Source organism: Nocardiopsis sp. CNR-923 (genome assembly GCF_001942255.1).
Classification (GTDB): Bacteria; Actinomycetota; Actinomycetes; order Streptosporangiales; family Streptosporangiaceae; genus Nocardiopsis.
The window spans coordinates 1-14,617 of record NZ_MKKC01000130.1 but is presented as its reverse complement, the minus strand read 5'-3'; the positions used below and the strand labels follow the sequence as shown (position 1 = coordinate 14,617).

Here is a 14,617-nt window from a genome sequence, read left to right as displayed (position 1 = left end):
CTAGGTAGAGAAAACCCTCCCACGTGGGAATATAGGTGACGTCTCCCACGAGCTTGCGTCCCGGCTCCGCAGCGGTGAAGTCCCGCTCCACCAGGTCGGGGATGCGGTGGTGAGGACCGGCCTCGGTGGTTGTCGGCCTCCAGGGGCGCGGTTGGCAGGTCTGGAGCCCCAGGGCCCGCATGAGGCGGCGCACCAGCTCCGGAGCGGCCCGCTCACCGGATCGCTTCAAGACGGCGTGAACGCGCCGGTATCCGTACGTTTCGTGGTTGGCGTCGAAAACGGCGGCGATCACCGATCTCAGTCGGTCGCGCCGTTTCTCTGTCGCTGATACCGGACGGTTTCGCCACTCGTAGTACCCGGACCGGGACACTCCTAGCCAGACGCACATGTCCACGATCGCATGGTTGTCCTTCTCCGCGTTGATCAGTTCGTACCTGGACGTCACTGATTCTCGGCCGCGAAGAAGGCAGTCGCTTTTTTAGGAAAGCGACCTGCTCACGGAGCTTCCGGTTCTCGCGTTCCAGTTCTCGCTCGCGCTCGGACTTCTCGGTGTCCTGCTGGGTGGGAAGTTGCCCGTGTTCGCGCTTATATGCCGCGATCCAGTTTCCGAGAGTGGTGTCATGGATACCGAGTTCCCGTGCGACATGTACGACCGGGCGCGGCCCATCGAGCACCATGCGGACCGCTTCGTTCTTGAACTCCTGGGAGTACGGTTTCTTGCGAGCCAACTACCCTTCCCTTCCGAACGTCCCCAATAGTAGTTGGGGACGCTGTCCGGAAGCTTCGAGGCACCCCACAGGGATTGCACTGGTGCGCGGGTCTGAGTTCGGCGGTGGGAGCCTCATGAGTCAGAGGCCCTCGCTTGAGCCTCTATCTCGGACCGTCTCGCTTCCGCTATCGAGCCGGGGAAAGCCTCGAGCAGCCGAAGAGCCTCACGGCGATGTTCCCGCGCTTCGTCCAGGAGTTCCTGCTGGGTCAGCGCCACGGCGAGATGGGCCAGGGAGAGCGCCAGCGAGCATCGGTCACCCCTGCCGCGAAACGCCGCAGACGCCTGTTGGTGGAACGCGACGGCGTCCTCGACGCGCCCCAGCAGCAGGCACACCTGTCCGGTCGCATCCCACGCCGCTGCCTGAAGATCGGGGCGGCCGACGCGTTGGAACAGGATGGCGGCCTGCTGAAGGTGCCCCAATGCGTCGATGCCCTTCTCCTGCGCCAGGGTGATGCGGCCCAACTCCAGGAGGGCGAGGGACTCGAACAGCGTGCCATCGGCCTCGCCCGCGATGGCCAACGCCCGCTCGGCCGTTTGCTCAGCCAGCGTGAACCGTCCCGCCTGCCGGTGAACGGCCGCCAGAAGGGTCAGCGCCTCGGCCTGCTCCAAGGGCTCTCGCGCCTCAGCCAGTACGGCGGCCGACTGTCCCAGCAACGCCTCCGCCCTGGTGAGATCCTCGTGTTCGAGGAACGCCCATCCGAGGTTGCGGGTGAAGGCCCCGACGTAGACGGGATCGTCGAGTTCGCGTGCCCGCTCCAAGGCCTGCTCGAAGCAGACCTCGCGTCCTCGACACGGTGCGCGAACATGTGGGCCACACCCAGGCCGTTGGCCGCTCGGGCGTGCCCGAACGTGTCCCCGAGCTCCTGGAAGATCCTCATCGCTGCGCTGAAGCATTCTTCCGCCTCGGCCAGCCGGAACAGGTGCCGGTAGGCGATGCCGAGATTGTCGAGGGTGATCGCCTCTCCGTACCGGTCGCCCGCTCGGCGGGCGGACTCCAACGCCAAGCGCTGGGCGGGCAGCCAGGTGTCGGCTGGTTCCCGGTCGGCGATGACCATCGTCAGGGCCGCGGGGATCTGCCACGCGATCCGGTCCATCCCGTTGGTGTTGGCGATGCGGACCGCGGCGGTGAGGTTGTCGCGCTCGGTCTCATACCAAGCGATCGCCGCCTTCGCGTCGTTGAAGGCCTTCGGCTCGACGCCCTCATCCAACGGCTCCAGGGCCAAGGGCATGGCGTAGGTGCACGATCCCGCTCGGGCGGCAGCCGCGGCCGAGCGGAGGTACCAGCCAAGGACGCGTTCGAGCGCCACGCGCCTGTCATCTGCCGATTCCTCGCGCTGGGCCTGGTCGACGGCGTAGGCGCGCAGCAGGTCATGGAACTGGTAGCGGTCGTGGCCGCACTCTTCCAGTAGGTGAGCGCCGGCCAGGGTGTCGAGGTGACGTCGGGCGCGGGCCGGGGTGGTGGCGGACAGCGCGGCGGCGGCCTCCACTCCGAAGTCGGGTCCGGGGTGCAGCCCGAGCAGGCGGAACATCCGAGCTGCTGGTGGTGCGAGCGCACGATAGGACCAGGCGAAAACCGTGCGCACCGCGTCTGCCTCGTCAGCGTCCCCTTCCCCACCCACGGACAGCGCGTCCCACAATCCGGACTCGTCACGCAACTCTGTGATCAGGTCGCGTAGCGGCATGCGCGGCCGTGCCGCTGCCCGTTCGGCGACGATCCGCAGGGCCAGCGGCAAGTGGGCGCACAGGCGCGCCAGTTCGACCAACTCCGCGTCATCGTCGTCGGTGCGGAACTCCGCGATGATGGTGCGCAGCAACCGCACGGACTCGGCCTGCGACAACGTCTCCACACGCACGCGATGTGCCCCCTCCCGCACTACCAAACCCGACAATCGTGTACGGCTCGTGATCGCCACCAGGCAGTCGGCGGAGCGGGAAGGAGCGGCCGGATCTCCCCAGCGGCGGTGGCGTTGTCCAGGACGATGAGTACGTGCCGTCCAGCCGTCATGGAACGGAACAGCTCCGCGCGCGGCTCCTCACCAGCGGGGATGCGGTCCACCGGCACGTCCAACGCGCGCAGGAACCGACCGAGGACATCCGTGACGGGCACTGGCGGGCCCGGATCGTATCCGTGCAGGTTGACATACAACTGACCGTCGGGGAAGTGGTCCTTGATCCGGTGTGCCCAGTGGATGGCGAGCGATGTCTTGCCCACCCCAGCGGTGCCGACGACAACGGCGATACGTAATGCTCCGGAATCCTGACGGGCGCTGAGGGGAGCCTCCAGCAGTGCGTCCAAGTACCGCAGTTCATCCGTTCGGTTGACGAAGCCGCGCACATCGCCGGGAAGTTGGGCTGGGCGAGGCGCCGAGGTGAGTGCCGCGGTGTGAAAATGCACGTCACCGCCGATATCGCGAGCCTGCACCACGCTGCCTGCTGAGCCCGAGACAGCGTTGTGGGTTCTCGAATGAGGCTCGGACACCGGCTCACAGCCATGACCGCTCGGCCTCTCCGCCACGTTCCCTCCCGTTGCCTACGTGACACCGCCAACCAAAGGTACCCCTGAACCGACACACCGAATCGGACAATCCACAAAGAGGCTTCTCATGTGCCTCATTCCCCCCAACTATGCTCGAGGGATGCAAAATTTCTTCCCCGATGGCACTCCACCTGCTAGCTTGGCCGGAGATCGACAGACTGGTTCACTTGCTCGGTTGCACCGTGTTGAGAGGTGAGAAACGGCCATGAAAATTGCGTTCGTCGGTGGCTCTACCGGGCAGGGCGGTTCACCGCGGCTCTATCAGGATGAGGAAAGCGGCGACTTCATCGTGCAGGGTTATGTGGTCAGCGACCCGGACGATCTGAAGCAGATGGAGATACCCAGTGGGGAAACGGTCGTCCGTGTACCGTCCTCCCTCTTCAGCTACCTTCCGAAGGATGGTGTGAATGGAGTCTCTTGACGCGGAAGGCTGGGCCCGATTTTTCCATGCGTGTAACGAATCCGCTTATCATCTGGAGATGCGTGATCACTACGCGGTGGCGGAAGAACAGCCCGACATCGAGAAGTGGCGGGCTGGCGAGTGGGGGCCTGAGCAGGATGCCGCGAGTAAGGCCGGTTGGCTTGAACTTATGCGGGCCACCTCCGCGCGTGGAGTTCGGCTTCGCCGGGTACGCATCGTCTCCGAACCGGTCACCGAGTACATTCGCTTCGAACACGAGGGTACGCCGCAGAACATCGCGGCTGGGGAAGACGTGCGATGGCTGCCGCGCACCCAGGCCTCAGGCCTCGCGTTGCCTGGCAACGATTGCTGGGTCTTCGACGGCACGACCGTGTTATTCAACCACTTCACCGGGGACGGCGGTTGGGTCGGCAATGAAGTGAGTACCGATCACGAGGTGGCTCAGGTGTGCGTCAGGGCGTTCGAATCGGCCTGGAAGCTGGGAATTCCGCACAGCGAATACACTTTGACCTGATGAGGCGGGTTGAGTGTCGCCGCTTCATGTGAGGAGGAGAGACAGGGAGATGTCGACTCCTCTGCGTATTGGTGTGATCTCGTCCGGGCCTGACGAGTTCTCCACGATTCACGCGGCATGCATAGACGCCGGTCACCTTCCGGTCACCTATTTCTACGGTCGATCCCTCCGTTCTGGTGGCTCGAACCTCGACGACGCCGGTGAGACGGCCGCGTCAATCCTCGCTACCGTCCCTCAAGGATGGATCTCCTGCTCCCCGGGAGTGTCGACGGTCTCGCTCTCATGTTGGAGGCTTACCGGGTCGACCTACTGATCGTCTTCGGTTTCGCCTGGAAGCTTCCGTGTTCTGTGCTGGAGATTCCGCGACTCGGTGTGATCAACGTCCATGTCTCGATGCTGCCGAAATACCGTGGACCGGCGCCGCTGCTCTGGGCGATTCGCAACGGTGATCCAACTGGCGGCATCACCGTGCACAGGATGGACGAGGATTTCGACACCGGGAACATTCTCGCCCAGCAGGACGGAATCCCTCTGGAGGACGACATCAGTTGGGCGAGCTACTGCACCGTGGCCATGCCCGTTGTGTACGACTTGATCCGCGCATCGCTGGACCGAGTCATAGCTGGCCACCCCGGTGAATCCCAAGACGGCTCTGTGGCAAGCTATGCGGGATTCATGGAGGATGAGTTCTCCGTCATCCGTTGGTCCGACGACGCCCGCACGATCCACAACCAGGTCAGGACACATCGCTTCATGCGCTCGCCCAGTCATCCGATCGCTGAGGTCGGAGGTACCTGGCTGCATGTGATGCGTACCAGCCTCGAACCGGTTGAAGGACTCCGTGTCACATGCGGTGACGGGAATCCGCTGTGGATCACAGAGTCCGAAACCGGAAGGCTGCCATAAGCGAAGTGATGCTTCGGAGTGAGCATCGTCAAGCGTGGTCGAGAGTCACTTCTTGGCAACCATCATGACAACAGCACATCCGCCCCGAGCGGGTCTGAGTCGTACTCGCTTACGTCACGGGTCTGAAGGACCAGTGACGATACCGGTTCGACAGCATTCAACAGCGGCCCCGTCACCCCGATCACAGGAGGAGCGTGCTTGTCCGTGCGAGGACTGTGCGCGGTGACAGCCCGCTACTCCGTCGGAAAGTCACCTGCCTCCTTCTGCCCGAGAGACTCTGCGATGGCCGCGAACTCAGCCAGAGCGGATTGCAGGTCCTCAACGATCTCCGCCGCGATGACCTCCGGCGGGGCCAGTGAGTCAGCGTCGTCGAGACCGGGGTCGCGCATCCAGGTGATGTCGAGGTTCACCTTGTCCCGGGCCAGGAGTTCGTCCAGGGTGAACGGTTTGAACCGCTCGGTCTCAACCCGGTTGGCGCGGTCCTCTCCTGGTTTGTAGCACTTGACGAAGTCGTCCAGGTGAGCCCGGGTCAGCGGGCTCTGCTTGAGGGTGAAGCGCTGCCCGGTGCGGAAGTCGTAGACCCACAGCTTCTCGGTCCACGGCTGGTTCGGCCTGGCGGGCTTCTTGTCGAAGAAGAGCACGTTGGCCTTCACCCCACCGGCGTAGAAGATGCCGGTGGGCAGGCGGAGCATCGTGTGCAGGTCGAACTGCTGGAGCAGCCTCCTGCGGATGGTCTCCCCTGCTCCGCCCTCGAAGAGGACGTTGTCGGGCACGACCACGGCGGCCCGGCCGTGGATCTCCAGCAACGAGGCGATGTGCTGGAGGAAGCTGAGCTGCTTGTTGGTGGTGGTGACCCAGAAGTCCTGGCGGTTGTAGGAGATCTCCTCCCGGTTCGCCTTCCCGTCGTCCCCGAACACGGTGATGGAGGATTTGCGTCCGAACGGTGGGTTCGCCAGGACCAGTGAGGCGCGTTTGGAGGGGGGCTGGGCCAGGGAGTCTCCCACGGTGATGAGCTGCGGTCCGCTGTGCTTGCCGATCCCGTGTAGGAGCAGGTTCATCGCGGCCAGTCGCGCGGTCCCGTCGACGAGCTCGTTGCCCCAGATCCCACCTCGTTGGATGTGGGTGCGCTGCTCGGGGGTGAGGGGGGTGGTCTCGGCCTGCTTCTGGATGTAGGCGTGGGCGGCGAGCAGGAATCCGCCGGTGCCGACTGAGGGGTCGGTGATGGTGTCGTCCGCGGTCGGCCGGACGCAGTCCACCATGGCGTCGATGAGTGGTCGGGGTGTGAAGTACTGGCCCGCGCCGGTCTTGGTGTCCTCGGCCCCGGCTTCGAGGAGGGCCTCGTAGGCATCGCCGTTGACGTCGACGCCTTGGAGTGACCAGTTCTCCTTGTCGATGTAGTCCTGGATCAGGCGCTTGAGTTTGGCGGGGTCTTGGATCTTGTTCTGGGCCTTGCGGAAGATCAGGCCGAGGGTGCCGGGCTGGTTGCCGAGCTCTTCGAGCAGGTGCCGGTAGGCGATCTCCAGGTCGTCGCCGTCGTTGCTGACCAGCTCCTGCCAGCCCCGGGTCTTCCATACAGGCCCGTCGGGGAGGATGCGCTCCGGGTTGAGACGGCGGTTCTCCCGCTCGTGAGCCATCTTGAGGAAGAGCAGGAAGGTGAGCTGTTCGACGTAGTCGATGGTGGAGACGCCGTCGTCGCGCATCACGTTGCGGAAGTTGATCAGCTTGCGGACGAGCCGCTGTGTCTCGGCGGCGCGGGCGGAGTCGGTCACTGCTCAGAACTCCAGGGCGGTCTGTTCACCGGTGTGTACCGGCTGAGGGTCGTCAGGGAAGTGCATGGGAGTCGCGGGGCTCACACGGGCAAGAGTTTCGGTGATGTCGGCCTGACGCCCACGCTTGGGCTTCGGTGCGGAGGAGCCCTCAGCCCGAATCCGCGCCAGGAGAAGGGAGGCAGGTTCGTCAGAGGAATCTTGGGGGACGAGCTTGCCAGTGAAAGCAGCGGTTAGCAGTGCCTTCCGGAGTTGGTTAGCGTGCTTACGCGCAACCGCCAAGGAATCCCTGAGTCGAGATGCCCCACTTGAGACTTCATAGGCATGCCTGACGATCTCCTGCTGATCATCAAGCGATGGAACTGGAATTTTGATCTTCTTCAAAAGATCCTGGTTGACCTTGTAGATGCCTGCAGTAGTCCTCGCCAAAGCTTCGATCTGCTTGCGCACAGGATGACTGTTCCAAACCAGACTGAAGTAGCGTGATTCAATCAGATTAGAATCCACCCGAATCCGCATCATAGTATCAGGGAATGCCACCAAGCGTACACCATCTTGAACTAGAGCTCCGCGCCCAACCAGAGACAAAGTACCATTCCCGCGGCTCAGCAAGAAATCCCCCGATCGAATCAAGAAAGGTTTCGCCTCTTCCTCGCTCCAATCTCCATCCTTGCTTACCGCCGCATCAACCACACCCCCTCTGATCGCATTCAGTCTGAGTACAGGAAAACCGCCTTCCTTGGTTCTCACTGAGCGCCCATTAATGATCTTCTCAGACAATACTTCAGTCAGATCGATAAACTGAACAGCAGTCCTTCTCAAATCATCCTGCAAGGATGCCTGCTGCATCCTTTCACATCTCCTAGAAGCTGCAATCAGGGAGAAATTGGATTTCTCGAGGCAAGAGAGTTGCACTTCCAGGGCAGTAACGATCCGATTCTGCTCATCCGACGGAGGGAGGGCAAACCTGACCCCCCTCAGATTCTGCTGCGGAATATGCTTGATTGTGCTACCCGTAGCATACGGAAGCAATTTCCCAGTTATGCTGAGGTACTCAAATAGGTAGAGAAGAAACTTGGCTTCAACACCTTGAGATGGGCGTACTCGATGAAGGGCCTTCTGGAAGGCCATGTAAGAATTTCCACCGGGCCATATCGCACAGCGGCCGACCTCGCCCCCCTCACAGACGAGTAGATCACCTTCGCGCAGACGAAAAAAATCCTGCCTGTCAGGCGGTATCTCCATGGAGAGCACGTCATCGAGGTCAATGCGACCCCACTGAACGTTCACGTTGCGAAGATAGGGGACCTTGTGCTCTCCGGTATTTTTCGCGCGGTCAAGCATCTTCCCCAGGGTTGTCTCAGCGACTTCGCCTACTGTCGTCCAGACCCATCCTTCGGGCAGCTCCCCTGTCACGCGCCCAACTCCCGTCCCAGCTCATCCAACAAGGCCTCCGCTCGATCCTGGCCGAAGGTCACGACGAATCCTTCCACGCCTCCACGATCGAGGAAGGGGGGTTCATCCAAGTGCTCGGACTCGAACACGATGCTCGTGGAGATCACGTCGACGATCCTGCGCAGCCACCAGCCCTGTTCTTCGGTGAACCCGGCCCCTGCCTGTTCCTGGCGGGCGATCCAGGCCGCGAAGCGCTCCTCGACCAGGCTGCGGTACGGCTTGACCTCCTCGTCGAGCCCCAGCTCGAATCGGAGGATACCGACCAGGTCGACCACACCGCGCGTGGTTCCGGGCAGGCTGGCAGCCTTGCCCATCTGCACGTAGGCGTTGTACAGCCCCTCCGGGGTCCAGTTGTACTGGGGCCGGGCGATCGTCGCGGCCAGGGACTTGAGGTTGCGATACACCTCACGCGGCTCCCCGCCCTCACGGAAGGCCAACTCTAAGGGGGCGATCTTGGCCTGGTTGGCCTCCATCCACTCCCGGAACGAGCCCACTCGACGCGTGGCCAGCTCTTCGGAGGAGATCCCAGTGGCCTCGATCACACGGTCACGACTACCCTCGTCGTAGACGATGTCGTGGGCCCGGCGGATGTCCATGAGCAGGTTGCGCAGCTCCGGGTTGGCCGCCAGCGGCTTCCACGCCGCCACCAACTGCTGGCGCGGACCGTCATCCCCGTGCAGCCGCCGCGCCTTCTCCTGCTCGTCGACGTCCACGGCCCGCACCAGCCCGCCCACGATCTCCTGGAGCGGCTGGCCCGCCAACTGCTCGATCTGGGCCCGCTCGGCGTCCCCGATCTGCATGTTGAGCCGGGACAAGCGCCCGGCCAGGGTGGCGGTCTCGTCCTCGGTAAGGGACATGGCGGCGGTCTTGTCCATCAGCCGCTTGAGGCTGATCTGCTTCTCGCTCGCTCGCACCAACGGCTTGGCGTCAACGCGCGGAGAGTCGGTGACCCCGACCGCGTCCACGATCACGAACCGGGTCTTGGCCACGGCGTCGGGGGTGACGGCCTGGAACTCGGTGGCATCGACCGTACGCGCGCCGCGGCCCTTCATCTGCTCGAAGTAGGCCCAGCTCTTGACGTCGCGCATGAAGAACACGCACTCCAGCGGGCGCACGTCCGTGCCAGTCGCGATCATGTCGACGGTGACGGCGATGCGCAGTTCAGGGCTGTTGCGGAAGGCCTGGATGAGCTGGTCGGGGTTCTTGGCGGCGTGGGTGATCTTGACGCAGAAGTCGTCGCCGCGCCCGAACACCTGGCGAGCGATGCGCACGATGTCCTCGGCGTGGTTGTCGTCGCGCGCGAAGATGAGCGTCTTGGGCACCTCGGTGCGCGGCTGGCCCTGCGCCTCGTCACCTCCGGGCGGGAACACCTGCGTGAAGAGGTTGTCCCGGAAAGAGGTCAGGACGGTGCGGATCTGGTCCTCGGCGATCACCGACTTGCCCAGATCGGTGGACTTGTAGTCGTAGTCGTCCTCCAGCTCCTGGTAGCGCTGGCGGCGAGTCTTACGGTCCTTGACCGGCACCACCGTCTCGGCCGGGATGGAGCCGCCTTGTTCACCCAGCTCGGTACGGATACGGAACACGTCGAAGTCGACGTTGACGCCGTCGGCGACGGCCTGTTCGTAGGTGTATTCGCTGACCAGGTTCTGGTGGAAGAACCCGAACGTCTGGGCGACCGGGGTCGCGGTCAGGCCGATCAGGTGCGCGTCGAAGTACTCCAACACGGCGCGCCACTGGCCGTAGATCGAGCGGTGGCATTCGTCCACCACGATGAAGTCGAAGGTCTCGGGCGGCAGCTGGGGGTTGTAGGAGACCTCGGCCGGGCCGTCGATGAGGTCGTAGCGGTCCAGGCCCGACTCGTCGCTGTCCGGGTCGGGCACATCGCGTCCGGTCAGGGCTAGCCACAGCCGCTGGATGGTGGAGACGACGACCTTGGAGGAGTCGAACATTTGCGCGCCGGAGAGCCGGTCCACTCCGTACAGCTCGGTGAACTTGCGGCCGTCGTCGGCGGCCGGTAGTTGGAGAACTCGGTCTGTGCCTGTCTGCCGAGGTTGTTGCGGTCCACCAGGAACAGGATCCGCCTGGCGCGGGCATGCTTGATGAGCCGGTAGCTCTCGGCCACGACCGTGTAGGTCTTGCCCGCTCCGGTGGCCATCTGGATCAGGGCGCGCGGGTCGTCCTTGGCCAGCGAGGTCTCCAAGCCCTTGATCGCGCGCTCCTGGGCTGGTCGCAGAGGACGATTGTCCAGGAAGGTGCGCGGCAGACGACGCAGGCGGGCGCGCAACGTGGGCGCCTGACGATCCTCCTCCGCCTCGCTGATCCACCGAGCCAGGGTGGCGGGCTGGTGGATGGCGAACAGGCGGCGCGAGCGCGCTTCGGGATCCAGGTCGTTGAAGAAGCGTGTCTCGTTGCCGTCGCACACGTACTGGAAGGGCAGGGTGGCCCGCCAGGCCGAGAGCATCTGGCTGTTGGTCAGCCCGCTGGCGTAGCGGGCGGCCTGGGCCTGAGCGGCGGTCAGGTCCGCGCCCTCGCGCTTGGCCTCGATGACACCGACCAGGCGATGATCGACATAGAGCAGGTAGTCGGCCCGTCCGACCGCGGTGGAGACCTCGCGCACCGCCACCCCTTGGGCCGCGGTCAGGTTCGTCATGTTGAAGTCCTGCACCCGCCACCCGGCCTGCTCCAGGAGCTGGTCGATCTCGGCTCGGACCTGGGCCTCGTTCATGGGCGGTCGGGCGGCACGCTGGGCGCGTTCGATGAACTCGTCGCGCTGGGAGGGGCTGGCCTTGGCGAAACCGGGATGCGTGAACCCGGCACGCAGCTGCTCCAGTTCGTCGGCCTGAGCGGTGATGAACTCCTGCAGGGACTCGGAGTCACGGCGGGCCTGGTGGAGTTCGTGCTCAGCCTGCTCGCGGGCCAGTCGTTCGCGCTCCAGCCGGTCGACGTCGCCGTCGTAGAGCTCCCGCGCCCGGGCGAGCCGCTGCTCGTACTCGGCCAACGTGGCGCGCAGCTTCTCCAGCTCGCGCTCGTCAGCGGCGGAGCCGGGCCTGGGACCGGTGGTGCCGGGTTGCGGGGCGAGGAAGACCCGGTGGGTGGCATCTCGGGTGATGGAGCGGTGAAGCCAGTCGGCGAGCCGGAAGCAGTTCTCGACGGCCGACAGAGCGGCGCGGGCGCGGCGGTAGTGCTCGTGGGCGGCGCGGTTGCCGAGGTCGCGCACGGCCTCGAACCAGTTCTTGACCTCAGGCACGAGCACGCCCGAGCGGTGTAGGGCGTTGATGCGGTCGACCTGGCGCTTTCCGTCCACGCGACAGCTGGTCAGGCGCACGAGTAGACGCGTGAGCAGCTCACCGAACAGGCGCGCCTTGTACATGGCGGCGTTGGGGTCGCTGTAGACGTAGGACTCGGCTTGGGCACCCAGGAGGACCAGCTCGTGGTCATGTTCCAGGAGGAAACCGAAGTTGGGGGTGCGCTCGGCGATCTGGACGATACGCGCGTCGTCGTCGGGGGGAAGGGTCGCCACGGGTTCTGCTCCAAACCACGCTCGGGGTGAGCAAAGCCTTTCAGAGTACAGCTTGTCGTACTTGAAAGGAAGAAAGTTTCACTCAGGGGAAGGCACGCGGCGAAGGCGAAGACCCTCCGCCGTGGCGGGCGGGAACGGAGTCCGAGGCTGTCCCCTTTCGCAGTCACACACGGCGACCCTCTCACGACCACTGGTGGCGCAGAGTCTCTGAAGGGTGGAAAGGGATCAGGTCGGGAACTCGCCGTACCAGGTGCGCTCGACGATGTGCTTGGGCAGGTAGTCGGACTCGACCTCCAGTCGGAAGTTGGGTTCGTGGAAGCTCCTGTCATAGGCCATGCAGGCCAGGGCGAGGAGACCAAAGGGCACCGTGCCGTCAAGGCTCCGGGCCCGTTCCTCGTCGCTGGTGTGGTAGTCGCGGAACAATCGAAGCCTGTTGGCCAGGGAGTCGTTGAACCTTGCGGAATCCCTCTGGGCGAACTTCAGGAACGCCTCCCTCTGCGGAAAGACGAGCTTGTTCAGGTTCTCCGCACTGCCGAACTCCGCGCGTTCGGGGGTGGCGAGTTCCATCGCGGCGGTGATTTCGTCCACCGGGCCCGGCCGGTTCGTCATGAAGGCCTGGAGAGCCGCCACCCAGTGGTAGATGTACGGGTTGTACCGAACCTGACGCTCTCCGGCTTCACGCAACAGGTTCACGGAGACCTGGCACAGTTCCTGCCAGCGGCCCTGTTCACGGCGGGTCACGGCGAGGAAGAACGCCTGGGTTGAGTTGCTCGCGCTGGTGTGGTAGAGGGGACCGGTGGCGGTCAGGTGCTGGGGCTTGCGGTCGATCACGCACTCCACCTCGGTCCCCTCCGGGGCGGTGGTGAGGGCGAAGAGCGCGTGGGTCACCTGCATCGCCGTCACCCATGCCTCCCACGTCTCCAACTGGGCGGCCTCAGGGTTTCCAGGACCACGCTGATCCTCGCGTCCACGTGGATGGAACTGAGGACCGAATGGGCGGACTTGGCGGTTTCCTCCAACCGGGCGACCTGTCGGGACCTCTCCGCAGCGAAGCGTTCCGCGTGCGCCGGACACACCATATCGAGTGGAGAAGCAAGTCCTTCCCTATTGCGGGATTTTATCGATCCAATTTGTCTAATTTCACCGAATCAAGCGAGGAAATTGGCTCTTCATCTCGATATCGCATAGCTGACCCTCGCCTCATGGCTGCGTCGTCGATCTGGATCAATCCGGAGGTGTCGATGCCAAAACCGCCACCCCGCTCATAGAAAATAACGAGCGGATCAAACATACTCGGAAGGTCTGGAAGAGGCTCCTCGGATTCGCAAAGTGCACTGAAATGAAGGGCCCATATGCAGGTGTCCCGGACAAGGGGAGGCTGTTGAATGATAGCCTCATTTTCGGTAATCATGGACACATTTTCCGGGCTGGCACGTATATTCGGATTTACCAGCTTCGCCGAGTCAAAGAAGGGCCATTTTTTGGATCCGAGGCAGTGCGACCACAAGGCAGAACGCCGCATGTATTCCTTCATCAGGGCAACTCTGGATCGCGTGTGATCGAAGTTTCCGCTCCAGTCAACGCGCGAAAAAACGTTCGGCGAGAATGTGGGTAGAGCTGCTCATTTCAATCCCTTGAATTTCATAACAATATCCACGACGTCGTCAAGATTGGAGAGGTCAGCGGCGATCTCAAAATCTGGTTCTGTTATCCCGTACCGCCTCCAGACTCGGAAGCTGTCCTCTAGGTGCTCGTGTGGGGAAATGTCATGGGCGCCATGTTGCTCAGGGCTGGGGAAGTAGACTCCATCGTCCCACAGTTCGGATCCGTGCGCCCTGTAGGGCACCCCCGCTTCCATGAGACGGCTCTCCACATACTCGTGCACCATGAGTCGACGGAAGGCTTCTGCCTCGGATCGATTCTCGCGAAGGTTGATGTCGCCCGATTCCGCCAGTTCCCAGTATAAGGCTACGTGATCCACTGGAGCGAAACGCCCGTCCCGAACTTCTCCGATCGGTGGTCCGGGGACCTCCACGTGCTCTCGTTGAAACAGATGCTCCCTGATCTGGTTGAGAATACCGAGATCATAGCCGGTGTTTCGATGAACGTCGTGTGTTGACTCTGGTGACTCTGCCACACGCCGATAGATGTCGGCGGCTTCGGTGGACTGGGGAACATCGATGAACCTGTTCCCAAGCTCGTCGATATAGCTTCCTGAGATGTCCCTGTGTCCGACATCGACGAACTCGCCCGATGCCAGGTAGTAGCCGTCTCCGGGGCGTGAATTGAGAACATCTGGGTCCGTCTCGGCGTCTCCATCGCCCCGGTCCTGAGGTTCCCCCTGGATGTCGTCACTGTCGCCGTTGAGGCCGTCATCACCATCATCATCGCCGTCGCCACCTCCACCGCTGCCAAAGGCACCGTCGTCACCGCCTCCGCCCCGGCCGCCGCCTTCGGTGCTAGCTTCGGGATTGGTGTTGGAAGTCTCGGAACCGCCTCCGGACATGGCCATCTCCGGTTGCCGGACCGCGCTGGCCTCCCAGGGCGAGTTCGGGTCCAGGGCACGGAACTCCTCGGCCAGCTCCGGGGACATGGCCTCGGCCAGCGACGGGTCCTCACGGAGCATCTCCGCTAGGTCCTGTCTGGAGTTTGGATCACGAGTTCGGGAGATCGCCTGCGGGCCGGGCCCGGCTTTGATAGAGCAACAGTCATGGCACGAGGCGATCTCAC

Annotated in this window: 14 protein-coding genes; 3 read left to right on the top strand and 11 right to left on the bottom strand. The window is 63.5% G+C overall.

Features of this window, described 5'->3' with window-relative positions; translation table 11 throughout:
• From BJF83_RS26310 to BJF83_RS27130, 5 genes are all read right to left on the bottom strand, one after another.
• On the bottom strand, positions 1 to 292 hold a 292-nt coding region (locus BJF83_RS26310; protein ID WP_158070439.1), incomplete at its 3' end, for an IS3 family transposase.
• On the bottom strand, positions 213 to 728 hold the full coding sequence (locus BJF83_RS31320) for a transposase (RefSeq protein ID WP_075927926.1): 516 nt from the start codon (positions 726 to 728) through the stop codon (positions 213 to 215). The genes BJF83_RS31320 and BJF83_RS26310, both read right to left, overlap by 80 nt.
• Positions 729 to 841: 113 nt before the next feature.
• A complete protein-coding gene (locus BJF83_RS29905; protein ID WP_262391789.1) occupies positions 842 to 1,378 on the bottom strand; it encodes a tetratricopeptide repeat protein in 537 nt (178 codons plus the stop codon).
• Entirely contained in the window at positions 1,357 to 2,616 is a 1,260-nt protein-coding gene (locus BJF83_RS22745; RefSeq protein WP_262391788.1) for a tetratricopeptide repeat protein, read from the bottom strand. The genes BJF83_RS29905 and BJF83_RS22745 overlap by 22 nt, the downstream gene beginning before the upstream one ends.
• A 26-nt stretch (positions 2,617 to 2,642) precedes the next feature.
• Positions 2,643 to 3,194: an ATP-binding protein gene (locus BJF83_RS27130; RefSeq protein ID WP_143832042.1), complete on the bottom strand. Its 552-nt coding sequence runs from the start codon at positions 3,192 to 3,194 to the stop codon at positions 2,643 to 2,645.
• 316 nt (positions 3,195 to 3,510) lie between these two features.
• On the opposite strand from BJF83_RS27130, the gene BJF83_RS22740 reads away from it, so the two are divergent.
• The 3 genes from BJF83_RS22740 (at position 3,511) to BJF83_RS22730 (ending at position 5,146) form a co-directional block, all read left to right on the top strand.
• Complete coding sequence (locus BJF83_RS22740) at positions 3,511 to 3,726, top strand: hypothetical protein (protein WP_075927925.1); 216 nt, start codon at positions 3,511 to 3,513, stop codon at positions 3,724 to 3,726.
• Positions 3,713 to 4,240: a DUF6879 family protein gene (locus BJF83_RS22735; RefSeq protein ID WP_075927924.1), complete on the top strand. Its 528-nt coding sequence runs from the start codon at positions 3,713 to 3,715 to the stop codon at positions 4,238 to 4,240. Before BJF83_RS22740 ends, BJF83_RS22735 begins: the two co-directional genes overlap by 14 nt.
• Before the next feature lie 240 nt (positions 4,241 to 4,480).
• Positions 4,481 to 5,146 carry a methionyl-tRNA formyltransferase gene (locus BJF83_RS22730; protein ID WP_262391787.1) on the top strand — a complete coding sequence of 222 codons (666 nt, stop codon included), beginning with the start codon at positions 4,481 to 4,483 and terminating at the stop codon, positions 5,144 to 5,146.
• Positions 5,147 to 5,379: 233 nt separating this feature from the next.
• Here the strand turns inward: BJF83_RS22730 and BJF83_RS22725 are convergent, their stop codons facing one another.
• The 6 genes from BJF83_RS22725 to BJF83_RS22695 form a co-directional block, all read right to left on the bottom strand.
• Positions 5,380 to 6,915, bottom strand: coding sequence for a class I SAM-dependent DNA methyltransferase (locus BJF83_RS22725; RefSeq protein ID WP_075927923.1), 1,536 nt, complete (start codon positions 6,913 to 6,915; stop codon positions 5,380 to 5,382).
• A 3-nt stretch (positions 6,916 to 6,918) separates the two neighbouring features.
• Positions 6,919 to 8,328: a restriction endonuclease subunit S gene (locus BJF83_RS22720; RefSeq protein ID WP_075927922.1), complete on the bottom strand. Its 1,410-nt coding sequence runs from the start codon at positions 8,326 to 8,328 to the stop codon at positions 6,919 to 6,921.
• Positions 8,325 to 10,316, bottom strand: coding sequence for a type I restriction-modification enzyme R subunit C-terminal domain-containing protein (locus BJF83_RS22715; protein WP_262391786.1), 1,992 nt, complete (start codon positions 10,314 to 10,316; stop codon positions 8,325 to 8,327). Before BJF83_RS22715 ends, BJF83_RS22720 begins: the two co-directional genes overlap by 4 nt.
• Entirely contained in the window at positions 10,265 to 11,887 is a 1,623-nt protein-coding gene (locus BJF83_RS29900) for a DEAD/DEAH box helicase family protein (protein WP_262391785.1), read from the bottom strand. Before BJF83_RS29900 ends, BJF83_RS22715 begins: the two co-directional genes overlap by 52 nt.
• Before the next feature lie 225 nt (positions 11,888 to 12,112).
• Positions 12,113 to 12,781 (bottom strand): immunity 49 family protein, encoded by a 669-nt coding sequence (locus BJF83_RS22705; protein ID WP_075927927.1) that lies wholly within the window; start codon positions 12,779 to 12,781, stop codon positions 12,113 to 12,115.
• A 727-nt stretch (positions 12,782 to 13,508) separates the two neighbouring features.
• Positions 13,509 to 14,617, bottom strand: a 1,109-nt coding sequence (locus BJF83_RS22695) for a hypothetical protein (RefSeq protein WP_262391784.1), incomplete at its 5' end; no start/stop codon positions are given.

Coding starts and splice junctions, on each gene's coding strand:
- BJF83_RS22740 (WP_075927925.1), top strand. CDS start 3,511: ATGAAAATTGCGTTCGTCGGTGGCTCTACCGGGCAGGGCGGTTCACCG.
- BJF83_RS22735 (WP_075927924.1), top strand. CDS start 3,713: ATGGAGTCTCTTGACGCGGAAGGCTGGGCCCGATTTTTCCATGCGTGT.
- BJF83_RS22730 (WP_262391787.1), top strand. CDS start 4,481: ATGGATCTCCTGCTCCCCGGGAGTGTCGACGGTCTCGCTCTCATGTTG.
- BJF83_RS22715 (WP_262391786.1), bottom strand. CDS start 10,316: ATGTTCGACTCCTCCAAGGTCGTCGTCTCCACCATCCAGCGGCTGTGG.
- BJF83_RS22705 (WP_075927927.1), bottom strand. CDS start 12,781: ATGCAGGTGACCCACGCGCTCTTCGCCCTCACCACCGCCCCGGAGGGG.